At 51.3% G+C, this 18,964-nt stretch carries 21 protein-coding genes; 3 read left to right on the forward strand and 18 right to left on the reverse strand.

The genetic code is table 11. From position 1 onward, the window contains the following. The first annotated feature begins 3 nt into the window (after nucleotides 1-3). Both vapB and ACJHYO_RS22575 read left to right on the forward strand, forming a co-directional pair. Nucleotides 4-231, forward strand: a complete 228-nt coding sequence (vapB, locus tag ACJHYO_RS22570; RefSeq protein ID WP_000450520.1) for a toxin-antitoxin system antitoxin VapB — start codon at nucleotides 4-6, stop codon at nucleotides 229-231. After that, nucleotides 231-629, forward strand: coding sequence for a type II toxin-antitoxin system tRNA(fMet)-specific endonuclease VapC (locus tag ACJHYO_RS22575; protein WP_000911313.1), 399 nt, complete (start codon nucleotides 231-233; stop codon nucleotides 627-629). The genes vapB and ACJHYO_RS22575 overlap by 1 nt, the downstream gene beginning before the upstream one ends. Before the next feature lie 8 nt (nucleotides 630-637). Here ACJHYO_RS22575 and traD read toward each other — a convergent pair whose 3' ends face one another. The 9 genes from traD to traQ form a co-directional block, all read right to left on the reverse strand. Beyond that, on the reverse strand, nucleotides 638-2,791 hold the full coding sequence (gene traD, locus ACJHYO_RS22580; RefSeq protein ID WP_000009324.1) for a type IV conjugative transfer system coupling protein TraD: 2,154 nt from the start codon (nucleotides 2,789-2,791) through the stop codon (nucleotides 638-640). A gap of 252 nt (nucleotides 2,792-3,043) precedes the next feature. After that, nucleotides 3,044-3,775, reverse strand: a complete 732-nt coding sequence (gene traT, locus ACJHYO_RS22585; protein ID WP_023565183.1) for a conjugal transfer complement resistance protein TraT — start codon at nucleotides 3,773-3,775, stop codon at nucleotides 3,044-3,046. Nucleotides 3,776-3,806: 31 nt separating this feature from the next. Next, nucleotides 3,807-4,304 carry an entry exclusion protein gene (locus ACJHYO_RS22590; RefSeq protein ID WP_000605857.1) on the reverse strand — a complete coding sequence of 166 codons (498 nt, stop codon included), beginning with the start codon at nucleotides 4,302-4,304 and terminating at the stop codon, nucleotides 3,807-3,809. A 15-nt stretch (nucleotides 4,305-4,319) separates the two neighbouring features. Further along, nucleotides 4,320-7,142 (reverse strand): conjugal transfer mating-pair stabilization protein TraG, encoded by a 2,823-nt coding sequence (gene traG / locus ACJHYO_RS22595; RefSeq protein ID WP_001007018.1) that lies wholly within the window; start codon nucleotides 7,140-7,142, stop codon nucleotides 4,320-4,322. Further along, a complete protein-coding gene (gene traH / locus ACJHYO_RS22600) occupies nucleotides 7,139-8,512 on the reverse strand; it encodes a conjugal transfer pilus assembly protein TraH (RefSeq protein ID WP_001517790.1) in 1,374 nt (457 codons plus the stop codon). The genes traG and traH overlap by 4 nt, the downstream gene beginning before the upstream one ends. Continuing rightward, entirely contained in the window at nucleotides 8,512-8,892 is a 381-nt protein-coding gene (trbF, locus tag ACJHYO_RS22605; RefSeq protein WP_241468324.1) for an F-type conjugal transfer protein TrbF, read from the reverse strand. Before trbF ends, traH begins: the two co-directional genes overlap by 1 nt. Next, a complete protein-coding gene (trbJ, locus tag ACJHYO_RS22610) occupies nucleotides 8,879-9,220 on the reverse strand; it encodes a P-type conjugative transfer protein TrbJ (protein ID WP_001443031.1) in 342 nt (113 codons plus the stop codon). The genes trbF and trbJ overlap by 14 nt, the downstream gene beginning before the upstream one ends. Next, nucleotides 9,150-9,695, reverse strand: coding sequence for a type-F conjugative transfer system pilin assembly thiol-disulfide isomerase TrbB (gene trbB / locus ACJHYO_RS22615; RefSeq protein WP_000059851.1), 546 nt, complete (start codon nucleotides 9,693-9,695; stop codon nucleotides 9,150-9,152). The genes trbJ and trbB overlap by 71 nt, the downstream gene beginning before the upstream one ends. Beyond that, the gene (traQ, locus tag ACJHYO_RS22620; RefSeq protein ID WP_000624109.1) at nucleotides 9,682-9,966 is read right to left on the reverse strand and encodes a type-F conjugative transfer system pilin chaperone TraQ; all 285 of its coding nucleotides are present in this window, start codon (nucleotides 9,964-9,966) and stop codon (nucleotides 9,682-9,684) included. Before traQ ends, trbB begins: the two co-directional genes overlap by 14 nt. A gap of 80 nt (nucleotides 9,967-10,046) precedes the next feature. On the opposite strand from traQ, the gene ACJHYO_RS22625 reads away from it, so the two are divergent. Continuing rightward, nucleotides 10,047-10,361: a hypothetical protein gene (locus tag ACJHYO_RS22625; RefSeq protein ID WP_001324103.1), complete on the forward strand. Its 315-nt coding sequence runs from the start codon at nucleotides 10,047-10,049 to the stop codon at nucleotides 10,359-10,361. Nucleotide 10,362: 1 nt separating this feature from the next. Here the strand turns inward: ACJHYO_RS22625 and trbA are convergent, their stop codons facing one another. Genes trbA through traC form a run of 9 tightly spaced genes read right to left on the reverse strand, consistent with a single transcriptional unit; the run spans nucleotide 10,363 to nucleotide 18,826 of the window. Then, entirely contained in the window at nucleotides 10,363-10,710 is a 348-nt protein-coding gene (gene trbA / locus ACJHYO_RS22630; protein WP_001287910.1) for a conjugal transfer protein TrbA, read from the reverse strand. A 15-nt stretch (nucleotides 10,711-10,725) separates the two neighbouring features. Next, nucleotides 10,726-11,469: a type-F conjugative transfer system pilin assembly protein TraF gene (gene traF, locus ACJHYO_RS22635; RefSeq protein WP_001030393.1), complete on the reverse strand. Its 744-nt coding sequence runs from the start codon at nucleotides 11,467-11,469 to the stop codon at nucleotides 10,726-10,728. Continuing rightward, nucleotides 11,462-11,719 (reverse strand): conjugal transfer protein TrbE, encoded by a 258-nt coding sequence (locus ACJHYO_RS22640; protein WP_000864318.1) that lies wholly within the window; start codon nucleotides 11,717-11,719, stop codon nucleotides 11,462-11,464. The genes traF and ACJHYO_RS22640 overlap by 8 nt, the downstream gene beginning before the upstream one ends. A gap of 26 nt (nucleotides 11,720-11,745) precedes the next feature. After that, complete coding sequence (gene traN / locus ACJHYO_RS22645) at nucleotides 11,746-13,554, reverse strand: type-F conjugative transfer system mating-pair stabilization protein TraN (protein ID WP_000821841.1); 1,809 nt, start codon at nucleotides 13,552-13,554, stop codon at nucleotides 11,746-11,748. After that, entirely contained in the window at nucleotides 13,551-14,189 is a 639-nt protein-coding gene (gene trbC, locus ACJHYO_RS22650) for a type-F conjugative transfer system pilin assembly protein TrbC (protein WP_000777700.1), read from the reverse strand. The genes traN and trbC overlap by 4 nt, the downstream gene beginning before the upstream one ends. 8 nt (nucleotides 14,190-14,197) lie before the next feature. Then, nucleotides 14,198-15,190 carry a conjugal transfer pilus assembly protein TraU gene (gene traU, locus ACJHYO_RS22655; RefSeq protein WP_000830183.1) on the reverse strand — a complete coding sequence of 331 codons (993 nt, stop codon included), beginning with the start codon at nucleotides 15,188-15,190 and terminating at the stop codon, nucleotides 14,198-14,200. Next, nucleotides 15,187-15,819, reverse strand: a complete 633-nt coding sequence (traW, locus tag ACJHYO_RS22660) for a type-F conjugative transfer system protein TraW (RefSeq protein WP_001203720.1) — start codon at nucleotides 15,817-15,819, stop codon at nucleotides 15,187-15,189. The genes traU and traW overlap by 4 nt, the downstream gene beginning before the upstream one ends. Next, a complete protein-coding gene (gene trbI, locus ACJHYO_RS22665) occupies nucleotides 15,816-16,202 on the reverse strand; it encodes a type-F conjugative transfer system protein TrbI (RefSeq protein ID WP_000099686.1) in 387 nt (128 codons plus the stop codon). Before trbI ends, traW begins: the two co-directional genes overlap by 4 nt. Continuing rightward, nucleotides 16,199-18,826: a type IV secretion system protein TraC gene (traC, locus tag ACJHYO_RS22670; RefSeq protein WP_001064245.1), complete on the reverse strand. Its 2,628-nt coding sequence runs from the start codon at nucleotides 18,824-18,826 to the stop codon at nucleotides 16,199-16,201. Before traC ends, trbI begins: the two co-directional genes overlap by 4 nt. Nucleotides 18,827-18,964 lie beyond the last annotated feature (138 nt).

An 18,964-nucleotide genomic window follows, 5' to 3' on the forward strand; every position in this document is an offset into this window, starting at 1 on the left:
ATAATGGAAACCACCGTATTTTTCAGCAACCGCAGCCAGGCGGTCAGACTGCCAAAAGCGGTTGCATTGCCGGAAAACGTAAAACGCGTTGAAGTGATTGCTGTCGGACGAACCAGAATCATTACGCCAGCCGGAGAGACATGGGACGAATGGTTCGACGGACACAACGTCAGCGCCGATTTTATGGATAACAGGGAACAGCCCGGCATGCAGGAAAGGGAGTCATTCTGATGCTGAAGTTTATGCTCGATACCAACATCTGCATTTTCACGATAAAGAACAAACCCGCCAGCGTCAGGGAGCGTTTTAACCTGAACCAGGGGAGAATGTGTATCAGTTCGGTCACCCTGATGGAGCTGATATATGGTGCAGAAAAAAGCCAGATGCCTGAACGTAATCTCGCTGTGATCGAGGGATTTGTTTCCCGCATTGATGTTCTGGATTACGACGCTGCCGCAGCCACACACAGCGGCCAGATAAGAGCAGAACTTGCCCGTCAGGGACGCCCTGTCGGGCCATTTGATCAAATGATCGCAGGTCATGCCCGCAGTCGGGGACTGATTATTGTGACTAATAACACCCGGGAATTTGAACGTGTGGACGGTCTGAGAATTGAAGACTGGAGCTGACCTGTTCATCAGAAATCATCTCCCGGCTCAACATCCTCCCCGCGCTCCCGGTGCACATTGATGTTCACCTCTTCACGACGCTGCATCTTCTGCTGGATATCCGGATTCTGCTCCCGTTGCCATGCCTCATAAACGGCCATATCCACCACTTCACCGGATTCACTGATCCCGGGTGGCAGTTGCTGTTCCATCTCTTCTTCCGGTTTCATTTTCAGCTCCTGCTCGATCCCCCCTGCCGGAACATTCACACCTGCATCTGACTTCTTATCGTTGATGGCAGGAGACACCGGCTGTTGCGGCTGTTCAGCCTGAGTCACGTCTTCTCCGGAAACAACCTCCGGGACATCCGGTTCGAAGAGGCTGGCCATCTGACGACCTTCTGCTTCCCTTGCGGCAAGTACGGCACTCAGACGGTTCTCCATTTCCGGGTTGATGTCACGCGGAATAAACTCCGGAGCGACCTTCGGTCGTGTCTGATATTTCAGGGAGAGTTTTACTGCCGGATACGGTCCGGGCAGGGTGACATAACAGGTCAGATCCGGCAGAGACTGAATGTCGGAATAACTGACCAGCGTCTGACGCTCCATATCCTTACCGGTCGATACCCCGTCACGTACCGGATCAGCACCGTAGGAATACTGCTCGCTGGCTTTCAGGTGCTCTTTCTCACCAATTTCACCGGCAGCGAACTCTGCAATCTTATGGCTGGGAGAACGGAAAAAGGCACGGGTGTTCATGACGTCAAACAGCGTGGCAGCCGCTTTCTCACCGTAGATATCTTCCAGCTGGGCATAGGACTGGATACCAAACACATAACAGCCACCGAACTTACGGGCTTCCGGCAGGATCTCCACCAGATCCGGCAGTTTGTGTAACGTGGGTAACTCGTCACAGAAAAACCACACACGACGGTTACGGTTTTCTCCCATTGCCAGCAGACCACGAATAGCAATGGACAGCCACATGGAGATCACCGGCTTCAGGGAGGCATGGGTGTCGGCGTTCGACGAAATAAACAGCCAGCCGTTTTTCTGATCTTCCCGGACACCACGCATCCAGTCACGGATGGTGAAGGGCTCACCGTTATGCTCAATCCCCTGCAGGTAACGGATGGCTTTCACGTAGTTGGTCAGCACAGCACGGATGGATATGGCCGTTTTCTCGATTTTCTCTTCCACCAGGTTGGCCGCCGGTGAATTACGCAGGAAGGTACGCAGCTTTTCAATTTTGATGGAAAGCAGTGTGTCCACCAGTTTGCTGTAGCTGCGGTTGGGGTCATTACGCATCAGGTATGCCGCTTCCGCAAAAATGGTACGTCCTGAACCCTGCCAGAACGGGTCCTCTTTTGTCCCCATCGGGATCAGAGTATTTGCGGTATTATCAAAATCTGGCTGTGTCAGGCACTCCTTCCACAAATCCCAGGCAGCACAGCGTGCATCCAGCGGATTCAGGATTTTATCGATGGAGGGATCATAGTAACTTTTAACAAATTCCCCCGAACGGTCATAAATCACCACCATATCACCACGCTGACGGGCGTAGTTGGCCAGACGACGGATAACCTCCGACTTACCGGCCCCGACAGTGCCGTGCAGACAGAAGTTCTGGATTTCAGAATCCCGGATAATCGGCAGATCGCCAATCCGGATATCGGAATCCTTGCCATCTTTTTTCAGCATCCTGGCCACCTCTTTCGGATTGTCAGTCAGCTGACGACCACCTGTGATTTCATTTTCGCTCTGTTGTTTACCCTGACGCCCCAGAATCCAGGAGACAACAAAGAAGGTGATCAGGCAGATAACCAGGGCCACGACAGACGCCAGAACGAATGCCGACCATAACTGCTCACCGCACCAGATCATATATTTATCATGCAGTACCTGAGCCGCGTTCATCCGGAAGGTTTTGCCGTAATACTGGATCTCATAGACCGGCTGGGACCTGATTAAATCCCGCATGCCTTCCAGCGTGGTGCACCACCAGTAAATGCAGCCATTCACAAACGTCTGCCAGCTTATTTTTACCCATAAAACCAGACCAACTAGGATCCAGAAAAAAATAAACAGGCAGTAAAGTATGATATTGGCGATCTGACTGAACATGCGGATACGCATGGACGCAATCTGACCGCCCTGGGTCATATCCTTTGCGTTAAAACTCATGATGATATTCTGAAGAAAGAAAGTCAGTCGGACTGATTATTAATGATGAAAAGATTAATAACCGTTAAATTCCGGCTTCGCCGGCAACACTTCACGGTCGCACAAAGAATTTGCACAACCGCTCAGTGTTTTCATATTTATTTCGGAAACGCCGGGGAGAAATAAAATTTATTTTATTTCTCCCCGGGGTTGGACAACGAGCAAAGCGAGGCGTCAGTCAGGAGGCCGGTCAGACCAGCCTCCGGAAGATAATCAGAGAATATTTGCGATTGATTTGGCCAGCTGGTCTTCGAGAACAGGCTTCGCCTCTTCAAATTTCAGGTTAACCTTGTTCGCATTTGAGACCACACGGGTCTGGTATTTATGCTGGTTACCTGTTTCAGTACTGGTCTGAATTTTCGCACCTGATGTGCCCTGACGCAGGGCGGCAACATTATCCGTTGTCACCGTTGCCTTAGTACGCTCTGCAATCTGCACATCCGTGATCATGGTATAGTTCACATCTTCCACCATCGCATCTGCAGCCATACCCACCAGACCGGCAGCAAGGCCCACACCGAGTGTGGCACCGGCAGAATTGGAATTATATCCGGTGATACCGGCACCTAACGCTGCACCAACTGCTGCGCCTTCATAACCACGGTTCAGCCATCCCTGAGACTCCCGCAGATCCATCTTATCGGCCTTCAGCACATTCGCCTGAATCCAGTAGTAGGCTTTATCCGGAGAAGTCACCACCTGATACCCTTTTGCTTTCACAGCATCAGCAATTTTGCCCTGCAGCCCACTCATGTCTTTATCAGACGTGTTTTTGATCTGCAGAAATACCGTGCGTTCGCTGGCGGGTTCAAGCCAGATGGTCTCACTCATCTGAGTCTTCACCTCAAGGTTACGCTTCTTGATTGCTGTGCTCATCGCACCACACCCTGAAAGGGCCAGAGTGGAACTGACCAGTGTAACCATCATCAATTTTTTTGTTTTCATCAAATTACCTTTTTTACAAACTACAGTTTTCTTATTGCCTGTCATAATAGTCCTGCCAACGAGTCCCAAAAGTATTTCCCGCTGAATCAAAGCCTCCATGCATAGGATATCCGGTTGAAGGGTTATAGTAGATCGTTGGGGTCTGTTCAATGCCCCCGAAGTCTAACTTTTCACTCCCATCATATTGGTCTTTGAGTTGATTTTGCCCCCATTTTTTTATGCTTATGCAACCACTAACTTGCCTTAATTCGTATAGTGTACCAATGATAAAAACCATCAGGCTTAATAACGGAGAGAGTAAGGAAGATACTGGCATCGTTATATACCAAACGCCTTTACTAAACTTAAACTCATCCGACACATCCCGTTTTTTTCGTATTTGAGAGAACAACCAGATAAACAGTCCCTGCCATAGCACTATGAAGAACAGCATAAAAACTGTTTCGGCATTCCCCCAATCAGCCAGATAACAGGCGATAAACTGTATCACTGTTACCAGAGCAATATGGGCTAAACATCTCATTATCATCTCCCAAACACAGTATTATTGCTTATACTTATCCTGATACTCCTTTGCCCTTTTCATCAGTTCCTGTGGACTGTCAGCCCCGGGCATTCTTTCCTGAGCCGACTTTTCTTCATTATATTTATTATTCTGAGATAATGCCTCTGTTTTATGGTGATTCTGCAGTTCAGAATACTGTCCTCTTACAATATTTTCCTCGCCACGTATGCTGTTCTGAGTATCACCTATATTCCCTTTATATTCTGTGACCATATTATCAACCTGATGTTTTACATCATTACGGATATTACTGTCCTGCGTTCTTTGCTCAATAATGGCCTGATGTCCCTGATGGTCAGCAATAATATCCTGACTGCCTCCACCCGAAGGTACGCTCTCCATTCCTTTACCAATATCGCCACGGGATTCCCGCCAGGCATTATCAACACCAGGCTGTATCTGTTCCTGCACAAAAGACCAGGCCATTGCCCGACGGCGTTCTGCAATCTCCGGCGAACTGGTATTTGTCAGAATAGCTTCGGCATCCTGCGGTGCGTGTTTCATCACATACTGTGCAAACTGTTGCGACAAATCTTCGCTCATCTGCCCACTCATGCTTTCAGTACGGGATGCCATTTCAGCATATTCATGGCTGCGGGTCATATTCGTCGTGTACTGGTCGTAACTCTGTTTCGCTGAATTCAGGGCTGCAGACAGTTGATCCACCCGGGAATCAGCATTATTGTCAGTATGGCTGCCGGATTCACTGACTTTGCGACTGGTAAAGTAATCGCTGGCCTCTTTAAAGTCCTTACTGGCTTTAGCGTCAATATCATGACGAGCATCATAGCTGGCCCGTGAACCACTGCTGGCCTGATGCGCATCATCATCACTCCAGTCAATGCCAGCCCGACCACCACCTCTAACGCCTAATCCTCCACCAACACCAAGAATTTTAGGTTTAACCCCCCATTCAGCATGAGCATCTCCATACATCCCGGCAGAAGCTCTCGTACTTCTGGATGCCAGTTCCTGAGTCGCCTGCTCATTACTGATATTATGCGCCTTCGCATAGCTTTCCACTGCACTGCGCATACGGCTGGCCATCATGGAGTCCTGTGCACTCATCGTACTGTCAGCACCACTGGTGACAGAGTCACTGCTCCCCCGGTTAGAACCAAACTGACTGAGCGTGTTCCAGGCACTGGCAATACTGCTGCTGAAACCATGCAGGGCACTTTCTGCTCTGTTCGACGCCTCCCGGGCCATTTCCTGTTGTGCCACTGCAATCTGACGCGTTGCATTGATACCGACCGGTAAACGGGACATCGCTCCGCTTGCATCCATCACCATATTACCGTCACGGGTCTGTGTGGCGGTTGCGCCACTGCCGGTCTGGTACATCATCTGACCAAACGACGTGGTGCTGTTGGTGCTCCAGCTGAAGCCGTTCACGTTTTCCGTCTGCATGTTGCCGTAGGAGTAATTACCGTCAACCACACTACCTGCCGCACTGGCAGTCGGGCTGATAGCAGAGGAAGCGAAATGGCTGTACACACTGGAAAATCCGGCCCCAAGCCCCCTGACCATCATCCAGGATAATGGCGGGATCATCATGGAAAGATACCCGGCAGTGGAAGCCAGATCGGAGTATTTCAGTTGTATCTGTGAAATTTCAGAGAGCACCACCGGCGCACCATTCTGTTTCGCATAAAATGTCATGGCACTGTTCAGAATGGCGTACAAGAGTGGCCATGACTGCAGCCACATCAGGGCAAACACATAACCTTTCAGGACAGACAGCGTCAGTTTGTTGAATACAGCCGCCAGTACCAGGAGCGGGAAAATACCGATGGCGATCCCCGTCAGGATGGTCTGCGTCATGGGCAGTGTCCGCATCGCCACATGACCGATGGAGACATGTGCCAGACGTTGTTTCTCCATCGATGACGTGGTGGCCAGATTCACCAGGCTGGCCGAATCACCATTACGTGCGGCATAACTGGTGATCCCCTCCTTCAGCGCATTGATGGTGACATTCTGGCGGATGATCTGGCTGGCTGATTTACTTGAGCCATAGAAGTAACTGTAACTGTCGCCAATCAGCGTACTGAACAGCAGGTTAGGATCAGGGCGTCCACCAAATAGCTGCTGGGCATAATAATGCCAGGTTTTTCCGCCACTCTGTGTGTCCAGATTCAGCTTGTCTTTCAGCGAAACCGACGCGTCCTTACAGGTTACGAAATTATTATTGCTGTCATAAACGCCCCGCAGCGGGCTGGGGCGGGAAAAAATCAGCGTGTAGGGATCAGCGGAGGCCATCAGCTCCTCCAGCGTGTATTTGTGGTTCAGGTAAATATCCCCCATAACACAGTTCTGCACATAATCCTGGAAAAGATTGGCGATTTCCGGATTGCGGGACAAAAAGTCGGTGCTTTTTGATACCAGTTCTGCGCCAAACAGCATCCCCGTTTTGCTGTAGGTGACACTGTCCGGTTGCGTGAAGATCATCTCGTAACTGGCCACCATTGCATGCCCGATACGGGTCGTCAGTGAAAGTGGCATCGCCAGTCCGACCGGCACATTATCCACCCGGTGAACTTTGACCAGGTCACTGTTATCAATAATCTGCACCGATGTGCGGACATTAACCAGCAGGCTGATAAGCACAAATACGGCCACCCAGCCCAGCAAATCCATCACGTTGTGCCGCTGTACCCACATTACGGCCACCGCGAGAACAGACAATGTGAGCGCAATTTTTTCAATGGAATCCCACGTCCTGGTTCCCATAAAGGCGGCAATGGCGTTCAGGTTATTCCGCAACCACTCACCACCGGCAATCACATAAACTTCATTCACCGCGTGCTCCCTCCGAAGTGATAGTTGTTTTGGTAACGACTGAGCATGCGGGCGGAAAGCTGCTGACGCATGTAGCTCATCTGACGATCGACAACCAGCAGCGCATCCTGCTGTACCTGCACCTGTGACTGAAACGCCGCAATCTGCCGGGTGGCATCATTCATGTTGTCGTTAATATGTCCGATAACCGCTTCGTCATAATTTCCCGTGGCCACCATCGCCCGGGCCTGCTGTATCAGCTCCTGAATGTACTGCAGCAGGATGTCGTAACCGATATAGTCCGTCAGCTGGTAAATCATGCTGTTGGAAACTCCGAGCATCTGCGGGTCAACCAGGTATTTGAAGACGGGGATGGTGGTACTGGAAATAAAGCCTTTTTCCTTGTCATCCAGAGGCGTGTCACTGACCGCCTTGTTCTGAATGCTGGCCAGAAGTTTAGTAATCTGAGACTTCAGTGCATTATCCCGGCTGATAGTCACCGGTGTGTCTGCCACCACTTTCAGGCATTTATCAGAATCGTTGCAGTGATAAATTTTTGCTGTGCCGCCTTCCATCATGGCCCGGATAATTGAGCGGTCAGTGGTTCTGGCTGACAGCGGTGTGATTTCGCCGTTGGGACCAAACACCAGTGAGCCGGTCAGCGTCATCACAAATTCTTTCAGCTCTTTGTTGCCGTCAAACATTCTGTTTTTGGAAAGCGCATTCCACATGATGTTGATGTTTTTGGTCACCCGCTCCTTATCCTTGTCGCTGGCTTTATCCCTGACACTGTCAGATTTCCCGCCAACGGTACATCCCTGCCGGGAAGCCGCCCAGTCAGCAAAAATATTGCTCTCACCGGCAATGTCCTGACAGACTTTCTGCTGGGACACCTGCGTCCGGGGGAAAAGCCCGCCGATAATCCCCTGTGCAGCCTGGCAGGAACTGAGGTTCATACTGTTAATGTCGCTTGCCATTTTCTGCACGAAGTCTTTTGCGGTTTTTATTTCCGGCACCGTTGTCTGCAGGGCAAGGTCAAAAAAGTAACCGGCAGCATTGCTCATAATCTGCTTAACAAAACGCTGCAACTGCTCACCATTAATAAAACTGAACGAGCCGAGATAGGCGTCGATGCCGCCACATCCAGCATTGATATCCGGCAGCGTCATGGAAATTAGCTGAACATTTTTGACCTGAGTACGGGCATACAGGGAGCCACCGTAAGCATAGCCGGCGGCCTGCCCCTGCCAGACGCCCGGCTGTGTGGTATTGGAAGCAAATCCCAGCTTATTAAAGAACTGATTCATGTCGCTGTTCACATCCGCTGACGCTGCAGGCGTCACCGTCAGTAAGGCGGCACAAAGAACCAGAAGAGGTTTAATGCGTGGCATCATTCTTGCCCTCCCTTAATGTGTTCTCCCGGTGCATACGACATTTCATCAGGAATATCTCGATATTTCCGTATATTAATTCGTACATTGGGGACAGAAAAAAATGTAACAAGAAACCCGGCTGCAAGCGCATATAACGCATACGGAATGGCATATATCAGGATATTCCACATATAACTCGAATTATTTAATTCCGGGTCCGCTTTCCACGAATCAATACAGGCATCAAAAATAATATCCATAACTGTCCATAAAACAATTCCGGCAGTCAGGAATACCAGAGACAACCCAGCATACCTGCCAGTAATTCTGGAAATGTATTTATAATCTCGTTCTGTACTTCTGATTTTGAGCTCAGGATTACTTTTATTTTCTCTCATTATAAGTTCCCTCTGATATTTCCGATGATTCATTCAGACCGGTCATGCGGCTGTAATATATTTCAGACACCGAAATCCATCCCACAATTGCCCCCACAAAAAACACAACAGAAACAGAAAAGGTAAGACTCAGCGAAACGACAATTTCTACAGGGCTGGCGGGATAAAAAAGCCCCTGACGGATAAAGGGGATATTCAGGCTGACGATTATTCCCGTCACGATGCCGGATATTCCGGCAATGAGTAACACCACCTGCTTATTTCGCACCTTTTTTTCCTCCGTACATCTGCAAAACGGTATCCACCCGCGCCATAAAACCGGCGGCATCCGTTGCCCCCTGTAAAAGCGGTAATGCCTCAAGCGTGTTGACGTTGACCAGGAAGGTGGTCGGTGTGGCCACCGGGATATTCGGGAAGAAGGTCTGCATCACCTCCGGTGGCACCGGTAATGCTTCAGGAAAGGCCGTATCCCCCTGACCATCCAGGGTGTAGGAAAAAACGGAAAAGCCGTACTGCTGTGCCAGCTGTTTCAGTACCGGGTCAAACTGGTGACAGTAAGGGCAATGCCCCTGCATAAACAGCACCACCTTCCAGTCGGCCAGGTTAACCTGCCTGCCATTACTGAGGCGGAACCAGCGGGGAGCCGGCTTTGCTGTCCTGGCTGACGTGCCTGCTGCCGGTTGTGCAGGCTGCGTAGCCATACCCTGCGGATTCCAGAGTCGCTCTATTTCATCCCGGGTGGAGGCCTGCACAGCAGCGGCGCTCAGCAACAGGGTGAACAGCAGTGATTTAGTGAGAGACATGTCCGCCCTCCTGCTGCCCTTCCATCATGGCCTGTTGCCTGGCTTCCAGTGCCTCACGCTCTTCCCGGCTGACACGGGCAATCCATGCATCCAGCACCTGGTATGCGCCGAACAGTACGAGAATGGCCGCAATCAGCTCCGCCAGAAAAAAAGCCATCCAGGGTTTGCTGTAAACAAGACGGGCGACGATATGAAACCAGACACCCAGGGAAAATACCCACATTCCCGTAATATCAAGCCGGGGTAAAGAGAATCTGCGTTTACTTATCATGTTAAACTCCGGTTATTATTTACATGAGAGTATTCATGTCTGTAATATTCGCGTTTGTGTGATATTAATCAGAGGTACAAATGGAAAAGCGATCTTTTAAAGAAAAACTGGAAATAATCAGAAACATAATAAGAGAGTCGTTACCGGGAAATGCGGCAATTATTGCGCTGATATATGCAGCATCACATTCATTACCGGTCAATGCCTTCCCTGACTATCTTGTAATAAGTTTATTAAGTATCGCAGCAGGCATCGTTGTATTATGGTTATTTTCAATTATCTATATTTATTTTTGTGAGCTATTCAGAAGCCACTGGATTGCGGTATGGTTTATCATATGGTCTTCAGTAATCAACCTCATTATTTTGTATGGTTTTTATGACCGTTTTATATGACTTAGCCTGTCATAAGCCCCCTTATAAAAAACCACATCACTCCGGACCATACCGATGACAACACAATACAGATAAATATTCTTCTGAACCTGTCGAAGCTCGTAACGTCCGGTAATGCGGCCGCAACTATTGAAACAACCAGTGCTGCGCCCTGACTCATAATTGCACCACACAGAAACCAGAGACTGGCGGTAAGCACATATAAACACGCGATATTAATAACAAGGAAAACCAGTGAGCTCAGGAGAAACATTTTCCTGTCATTACGCTCAGAAAAGAAATAACCGGCAATAATGACAAATATTAACAGAACAACACCTGTAAACATTTTCAAATAATCTTCACTCATAAATCAAATCCGCGATTAAAAATTGGGTTTAAAATCTTCAGAAACGTTCAGGAACTGTTTTGCCAGGTCGTCCTGCGAAATAAAGCCGTATGATAACGGGCGAATACTGCCCTGTTTCGGGTCAACCAGCATCATGGCCGGGAAATATTTCACGCCGAGGCGCTGCGCCTGCCCCTGGTCAGTCCGGGAATCCGGCAACAGCGGATTAATCACGCCATCCACGGAAACGGGAATAACACTCAGACCATACGTATCCCGGAAGCCATTAATGACCTGCGCCAGTTGCCCGTCGATGGGGTCCTGCCCCCGGTAAAAAAACATGATGCCGTAGTGTTCAGCCAGTTTCGCAATGGCCTGTCGCTGCTGCGCCTGGTCTGCTGCCAGCTGGTTCCGTACCGTGCCGTTGTAATGGCTGTACTGCAGGTTATAGTCCAGTTCAGGATGTGCCAGCATGGCCTTTCTGGCGCTCATGGTGAAAAGCCCGGCCTGCTGAGTCCAGTAATTTTGCAGCCGGAAATATTTCACAAAATTATCCACGCCGGGATACAGAATGGCTTCGTACAGCGCCCGCTTTGTTGCCGTCTGCAGTGCGGCCAGTTTCTGCATAATATCCGGTTCCTGACGGGGGGCTGCAGATACAGGTTTATTTTCTTTTTCCTTCGGATTTATTTTCTCGTTATACCACTGCCAGCCTGCATCTTTTCCTGACGCCGGAAAAATAAAGCAGCAGAGTAACAGTGGCAGTAATGCTTTATTCATCTTCATTCCTTTCATCACTTTTTCTTTCATCAGGTTTCTGCAGGTCAGTCAGGGCAGAAAAACAAAAATACAGAATAAACAGGAGCACACCGGAGTAAAGGATAACGAAAGCAGCGGCAAGCATCCCGTCTGCCGTGGTTTCTTTTACCGTATCCCACGACCAGATAATTACCGGAGAAATGACAATCGCTGTAATCAAAAGCCGGATAAGAAAATCAATAAAACGGTTCGACGTGAATATGACTTTCATCATTTCCCCCGGTTATTTCCCATACCTTACTGTCCTGCCTGTTTCAGCTGGTCAGCAATCTGCTCTTTCACTTTCTGCGTCAGAACGCCACTGTCCGGGATTTTCTGGTTATTCATCAGGTCTTCGTAGAAGTTAGTGAAATCCAGTCTGTTGAACTGAATTTTCTGCAGCTCATCAACCGTAATCCCCCGACAGTCAGGATGCTTCGCACTACCAAAACTGATACGCAACTGACCGTTGCGCCCCTGCTGCTGGACTATCTGCGCCAGCTTCGAATCAAACTGACAGTAGCTGCGTTTTTTCTCCAGACAGACACCCAGCACTTTCTTCGAACAGAACTCCCCGACGCTGACGGTCAGTTTGTTTGATTTTGCTTTAGCCAGGGCCTTTTCATCACTGCTGCATTTGGCCAGCCCGATATCCTGTCCCCAGCCGCTGTCCTTACAGCAGTTGCTGTATCCGGCTGCAGCCTTCTTACAAAATTTCGCCTGACCGGTGAAAGCACGGACATCCCCCCCGTTCAGCGCCGCAACATCCTTACCTGCTGCGGCCAGTGCCGCCAGCTGAGAAACGGCTTCGGCAAAATCATTACTCTGCCCGCTCTGAGCCTTATCGCATTCGCCATCGAGACAGAATACGTCTCCCCCACAGACCATCACTTTCCCGGATGTTTTTGACTCACAGGAGTACGTGGCATATTCATGCAGACAGGCACCTTCTTCGGAGTAAAAGGCACACTGGTGTGACACCAGGGTACAGGCAGGATTGTCGGTGTAGGTCTGACAGGTTCCCTTGTCTGCTGACTGCGTGACATACGTGTCCCGGTATGCCCAGCAGCTCTGGTACATGCTGTATGACTGACCGTCTTTCACCAGCGTCCTGTTCCCGCCAGCCTCCGTACATTCTGTTTTTGTCAGTTTCCCCTGCTCCTTGCTGAACGGGCAGCTTTCAGACCAGACAACATACGGGGTGTACGAGGCTTTTTTTACCCTGACAACCAGACGCAGCTTCATTGCCGTATGACGTTTGAATTTTGTATTCCCGACCCGGACGGGGTGAGATGACGTAAAAGCCACACCGGCAGTCAGTGTTTTCTGTACTGGTGTAAATGAGGCATCTGCTGAGTATTTGGCATTCCAGCTCAGTGGGGTTCCCAGTACTGTAATTGTCATAGGTACACTCTTCTGCAAGTAAGTACGACTCCAGCTGTAATGCGCATCGACAATTTCACCGGTAACGGGAGAGGTAATGGAGACAACATACTGACCATTCACTTCACGTGCAGGTAGCTGACTCATTTCATACTCCAGCGTCCGGGTTTCCCATGTGGTACTCCCCTGCAGCTCCATACGGGCAGTTCGTGTGCAGTACTGCTCCACCTGTAAATCCCGCTCACAGGTGTAATTCGTGTATTCACTCCTGCTAATCTCCTGCGCACTGCACTGCTGCCCGGTGTTTCCCACAATGCTGTCAGCCCGGTTCACCACATCCCTGCCGGTCTGGATAAACGGTGCATCCGGTGAAAGAATGTCTTTCGGCTTGTTCATGAATGACTCTGTAATGGTTTTTCCGGTTTCACCGGTCGCCCATTCCGTGGTGCCGTCATTTTTCAGGCCGCCATCCCCGCCGGCAGTCACGCCACCGTAATATTTTGTCTCGTCCGGATTCGCGTTATAGCCGGGGATACTCTCCTGTGGCTTAAAGCCCTGAATACTGCTGCTTCCCTGCCCTTTGATCTGGTGAGCAAAATCAGAACCGGCCCGGTAATCACTGTTGCTGTCAGCCTGTGCCATGCCGGCAACCAGAGCCAGTATCAGAGGTAAAATACGTTTCATTTCCCGGAATCTCCTTTCCCTGCCAGTAAATCATGAGCCACCTGCCGGCAGTCACCCGTGGCGGCCACTTTCTCCAGCGCCTGGCCGACCCGCAGGTTTCCCCGGATGATGTCGTATCCCTGACTGCAGAACACCACCAGTGCCGGTACAGTGCGAATGCCGTACTGTGAAAACAGCGTCGGGTCGATCTGAACACCATCAGTCGCTCCGTCTTTCACCAGGGACAACACAGCTTCAGCGGTGGTCTTCAGGTCATTGTTCACCATGCCCCGCAGTGTGGCCGGAATACCGTAGTGCCGGGTTTCGCCCAGCATTCGTTTCAGCCCCTCTTCGGGAATGGAAAACGACACAAAATACAGAGCACCCTGCCGGGGTTTCCCGTCCTGCGAAGCCTGCTGTTTACGAACCAGCTCATCCAGGAAATGGTTATCTGAACGCTGAAGGGGGGTTTCCAGCACCTGTTTCTCCGCCCAGGCTTTCAGCTGATGGTCAGGTTTTTCACGCAGTTGTCTGCTTAAATTTTCCTGCTGCTTCAGGAACTGGCGGTTTTCAGGAGTGTTCACGTTTTCTGACGCCATAACCGCCCCGTTCAGCATCATCAGCAGTGCTGCCAGAGATTTCATACTCAGCTTCATCATTCACCTCACAGGAAGACACAGTTACGTTTACGCCACATCAGGTAGCCGAAGTTTTTCTTTGTGTTGGGCGGATTTTTCCCGGTTTCCCAGCGGGTCACGCTGCGCCCGAACGGGTGGCACTGCCCGCTGTCCGGATACATATTCACCATCTGGTAACGCCAGCGTTCTTTGGGCAGGATTGGGGACGGATATTCATTACAGACGGCGTTATTTTTCCCGATGGTTTCCATAATCATGCCCTGACGGTGCAGCTTGAACGCCATGCGTTCACTGACCAGCAGGGAGGACTGCAACGGACTGGACTCATTACTCACCCAGCCATTGAACGGGTACATACTTCCCTGCGAACCGGCACACCAGAACAGAACATCGAGAGGCATATTAAAGGCGCTGGCAATCGCATCTGCTGCGCAGGCTCCCTGTGCTATCGGATTGGCAAAGATGACAGCTTCCGGATTGAGAATGGTGGTCAGGCTGCTGTCCGTCCAGGTGGGGTCGATTTCAGAAAGATAAGCGATATCCAGGTCACCACCTTCCAGACAGCCCAGCGATGTGATGATGTTCAGCCAGTACGTCAGCGGGTATTTGTACCAGTGAACGTGATAGAACGCCCCATTTACCTGCTTCTCATCCTTTTTCGCCGTTCCCTGTGCCGTTTTACCAAAAGCCGGCAGGCTGAAGCCCAGGTTCACCATGCATCCCGGTGACCGGGTGACGTCCGTCAACGCCATCGGCTCCCAGTAACCAATGGCCAGCCCGATACGCCTGAACAGCGGCGGCGGTGCCGGACAAATCTGAATGGGCATCGACGGGTTCGCCGTGTCGGGGACCTTACCCTGACTGACTTTGATACTGCCCAGCGAGAGCGGGAAAATACAGCTCCAGCAGATATCTGTGATCGGGTTTACAAAACGCCCCTCACAGGCAGAATCCGCAGACGCCGCAGGGACATGACCGGCGAAAAGGAATAACATCAGCAGCCACAGCCTTCGCTTCATTTTCTGCCCTCCTCTGCCGGAATAAATTCCACCTTCAGGAAGCGATCGCCGGGAACGGCGCTCACCCGTGCCGGGACCTGATCAATGCCGAGGCGCTGGCAGAGCACACCGTTCTGGTCAAAGTAAACACGGCTGTCCAGAGACTTCTGCATCTCCGGGATACTGCCCTGCACGAGGATAATTTTGCTCTCCAGTGTGGGCGGCGTCTGGCGTTTCATCCAGGCCACCTGCGCCGGATCATCGCCATTGATGAAATACAGCGTCTGGTTAAAAGGAACATACTGCAGCGGATTCATCACTTCACCCTGACGGGCAAACACCCGCCCTTCGTTATCCCGGATATCCGCAGCCAGTCTGACGGACGGGTCAAACAACCGGCTGCCGTATTTCTCCGTGCGTCCGATACCGGGCACGGCAGGGGGCCGCAGACTGTTGCGGATCACCCGCTCCTTAAAGGCATCCATTTTCCGGCCCATCTCACCGGACTGCTCCAGTGCCGTCAGGCGCTGCATGATCACCGTCAGCATGTCCGGCTCCTTTACCGGCCACAGATCGCCCCAGGTACCAAGATCGGCGGCGGCCACACTCTGCCCCCATATCAGCAGGGCAATCAGCCCCCGGCATCTCATGGTTCCGCCCTCATTCGCCGGGCAATATCCTGCTGGATTTCCCGGGTGATATCCGGTGCCCCCTGTACCACAGCAGGCGACACCAGAATGACCGCGTGGTGTTTCTGCTGCCACGCCTGCAGGCTGGCTTCCAGTGCCGTGTTAAAACGCGCTGAAAGGGCTTTTGACTGCGCTTCTGACAGTTGTTTCTGACTGGCTCTGTCAAAAAACGCATCCACGGTCTGTTTCATGTTGAAGGCGACAGTCACCGGTGCGTTCAGTCTGACAATGCCGTAACTGACGGCTGCGTTCAGTAACACCATTGCCAGGCATCCCGGCACCGTCCACCACCAGTGGCTGCGTCGTTCTGCCATGACGTCGGCGGGTTTCTGCGTTGAACTCATGCCACACTCCTGTATTTCTCATGTTCTTCCAGCCAGGCTTCCAGCGAAGCCATTTCCGGCCCTGACTTCTTCCACGCCAGCTGCCACACTGCCTCATGAATACTCAGCCCCTCTTTACGCTTCTGCTGCACAAACTCAAAATCCGGGCCGTCAGAGCTGTACATGGCGCGGCTTAACGGGTCCACAAACAGACGGTGCCAGGAGGAATGGTTTTCCACCTGCAGCAGGAAGGAACTGAACCACTGGTCTTTGGCCGCACCAAACTTACCAATCATGTCGCGCTGCAGTGGCAGGAACTGGTCCGGATACAGTTGGTTGTATTTCGCGAACTCCTTCGCACTCTGTTTGAGGATAATTTTGTAGGAGGAGTTACCCCATGCCGCGCGGGCAGCACTGGAGGCCTTATCAGAGTCAAAGTCGACGATGTTCTGTGTGATGGTGATATAGGCACCGGTATGACGGCGGGCCGTACGGTAGCCTTTCTCAATAAATTCACCGACCTTGTGATTTTTGAAGTCCAGCAGACGCCAGCCTTCATCAATAACGTTCAGTTTCTTGAGGTTACGCGGCGTGCGGTACATCCTGTTCTCGATGTAGATAATCAGGGAGAACATCACCGCAACCAGCAGTGACGGACGGTCTTCCAGTCCGCCCAGCTCCAGCACCACCATTTTTGCGTCATCCCGCAGGGACGGCTCATCAGAGTTAAAATACTGGCCGTAAGTGCCGTTGGCAGTGTACTGGTCAAGCAGCACAATCATTTCGTCCAGACGGCTGCGGATAGTCGGTGACTCGGCATACTGCTCGCTGTCACTGGCGTTTTTCAGGAAATCCACCACGTCATCAATACGTGCTCTGTTCTCTTTGGCCAGCCAGGAGGCTCTGACCGCCTGCAACAGCAGACCTTCATGCACTTCATCCAGGTTACCGTTGGGGCTGGCCATCACTGACAACTGGTCACGGACACGCTCCGCTGACTGGTCAATATCGGTGATGTTCGCAAACGGGTTAAAACGCAGGGTTTCACCGTCCAGATACACCCCGCCCATGTTCTCACACAGGGACTTGTATCCATCCCCCATGTCGAACACCACGGCAAAGCCTCCGGAGTCCAGCACGCTGCGGATAAGTGGCTGTATCAGCCCGGTTTTACCGGCCCCGGAGGTGCCACAGACCGCCATGTTGTAGTTGGTGTTATTCATCCCCCGGAAGAAAATATCGATAAACGCCAGCTGGTTACGGTAGGTGGGTGCCAGCAGACCTGCCGGTGTCAGGGGGTTATCCGCCACTAACGGCATCAGGTTGGCAACATTAAAGCTCTCTGCGCGCTGAACCACTCCGGCCTCTTTCAACTGTTTAAACAGCCCTTTCCCGGCCATAAAGGGCAGGCAGGTCAGGAAATTGCGCATGTGGTTAAAGCGCGGTGAAATCAGCTCAAAACCGTTTTTACGAAAGCTGTTCAGGATGTCCTGCTCCACTTCCAGCGCCGTTTCATTATTGTCCTTGCAGAATGCTGTGATGTTGAGGAAGTAGGACACCACGGAGGACTGACCGGAGCCCAGCCGCTGACGCAGTTCCCCCCACTCCTTCGCCTCTTTCTCCACGGACGGAAACCATTTGGCATAGGAGGTCTTCGACTTTTTCTCCAGGTCCATGTACTTCAGGTTGGCTTCGCTGTGGGTTTTCACCTGGTCTTCCACCACCAGAGTCAGCGTCAGGATGAACGGACAGGAGATGGACAGTTCCGGGTTCAGCAGGTTGCTGTAGTTGTCGGCCACGTTCCACAGGAAGGCGATTTCCGGGTTACGGGCCAGATGGAAATTCAGGATGCGGGCCGTGCTGTTCCTGCCGTTCTCACGCAGGCCCAGCGTCAGGTAATCAGCCCGGACTTTCAGATCAAAACTGTCCTCCACACACTGATAATTCAGATCAGAATACGGGTCCAGCTGACGTCTTTTCGGGTACAGGGAGTCCGGGTTATGGTTAATCATCTCCCCGACAATATCGATAAAGGCCTGTGCATCCACCGTCTGTGTGGTGATACTGGCCCCCTGTAACGACGCCCGGATGATTTTCACCAGGTTTTCCATTTCCAGAATGTCGGCCCGGCTTTTTTTCTTCGAAGGAGAACAGTACGAGATAAACACCCGGTAATGGCGCAGGGTCAGGGGCAGATTCATCCCCTCCGGCAGCGGAAACTGTGTCGCTGCCGCTTTCATATAATAGGCCCGGGTAATGGCGTTAAACCGTTCAGCCTGTTCACCTGACCAGGAGAACTCACGCAGCCCGTATTCAATCCTGTCACCAACCAGCTGACTGGACATCAGATGGATACACAACGGAATACCGCGCGGCAGTTTGGTGCGCAGCATGTGATCGAGGGCCTCCACAATGGACTCATTCGCCCCATTGATGGGGATGGCTTCCAGCATAAAGCCCATCGTGGTGTCATTCATGAACAGACCGGATTCCTGGTTGTAATCACGGTACGGCAGCAGACGGCTGAACTGCGGGAAGCTCATTTCGCCCAGAACTTCATTGGCCTTTGCGGATTCGTCAGGCAGTTTCAGTGCTGTGACGAGGGAGTTAACCGCCTGAGTGACGGCCTCAAGTGGGTTATTCACATGAATTCCTTAGTTGAAAAATAAAGCGAGAAATGCGGTAGCCATGAAGGGAATACCTGTAATTAACGCGCCATTTCCCGGCGCATATACAAAGATTTCTGTTTTCTGAATATCCACTCATGTTCATCCGGAATTAAA

The organism is Escherichia sp. WS1118 (genome assembly GCF_046487695.1).
In the GTDB taxonomy this organism is placed as follows: Bacteria; Pseudomonadota; Gammaproteobacteria; order Enterobacterales; family Enterobacteriaceae; genus Escherichia; species Escherichia coli.

Coding starts and splice junctions, on each gene's coding strand:
- vapB (WP_000450520.1), top strand. CDS start 4: ATGGAAACCACCGTATTTTTCAGCAACCGCAGCCAGGCGGTCAGACTG.
- ACJHYO_RS22575 (WP_000911313.1), top strand. CDS start 231: ATGCTGAAGTTTATGCTCGATACCAACATCTGCATTTTCACGATAAAG.
- traD (WP_000009324.1), bottom strand. CDS start 2,791: ATGAGTTTTAACGCAAAGGATATGACCCAGGGCGGTCAGATTGCGTCC.
- traT (WP_023565183.1), bottom strand. CDS start 3,775: ATGAAAACAAAAAAATTGATGATGGTTACACTGGTCAGTTCCACTCTG.
- ACJHYO_RS22590 (WP_000605857.1), bottom strand. CDS start 4,304: ATGATAATGAGATGTTTAGCCCATATTGCTCTGGTAACAGTGATACAG.
- traH (WP_001517790.1), bottom strand. CDS start 8,512: ATGCCACGCATTAAACCTCTTCTGGTTCTTTGTGCCGCCTTACTGACG.
- trbF (WP_241468324.1), bottom strand. CDS start 8,892: ATGAGAGAAAATAAAAGTAATCCTGAGCTCAAAATCAGAAGTACAGAA.
- trbJ (WP_001443031.1), bottom strand. CDS start 9,220: ATGCCGCCGGTTTTATGGCGCGGGTGGATACCGTTTTGCAGATGTACG.
- trbB (WP_000059851.1), bottom strand. CDS start 9,695: ATGTCTCTCACTAAATCACTGCTGTTCACCCTGTTGCTGAGCGCCGCT.
- traQ (WP_000624109.1), bottom strand. CDS start 9,966: ATGATAAGTAAACGCAGATTCTCTTTACCCCGGCTTGATATTACGGGA.
- ACJHYO_RS22625 (WP_001324103.1), top strand. CDS start 10,047: ATGGAAAAGCGATCTTTTAAAGAAAAACTGGAAATAATCAGAAACATA.
- trbA (WP_001287910.1), bottom strand. CDS start 10,710: ATGAGTGAAGATTATTTGAAAATGTTTACAGGTGTTGTTCTGTTAATA.
- traF (WP_001030393.1), bottom strand. CDS start 11,469: ATGAATAAAGCATTACTGCCACTGTTACTCTGCTGCTTTATTTTTCCG.
- ACJHYO_RS22640 (WP_000864318.1), bottom strand. CDS start 11,719: ATGAAAGTCATATTCACGTCGAACCGTTTTATTGATTTTCTTATCCGG.
- traN (WP_000821841.1), bottom strand. CDS start 13,554: ATGAAACGTATTTTACCTCTGATACTGGCTCTGGTTGCCGGCATGGCA.
- trbC (WP_000777700.1), bottom strand. CDS start 14,189: ATGAAGCTGAGTATGAAATCTCTGGCAGCACTGCTGATGATGCTGAAC.
- traU (WP_000830183.1), bottom strand. CDS start 15,190: ATGAAGCGAAGGCTGTGGCTGCTGATGTTATTCCTTTTCGCCGGTCAT.
- traW (WP_001203720.1), bottom strand. CDS start 15,819: ATGAGATGCCGGGGGCTGATTGCCCTGCTGATATGGGGGCAGAGTGTG.
- trbI (WP_000099686.1), bottom strand. CDS start 16,202: ATGAGTTCAACGCAGAAACCCGCCGACGTCATGGCAGAACGACGCAGC.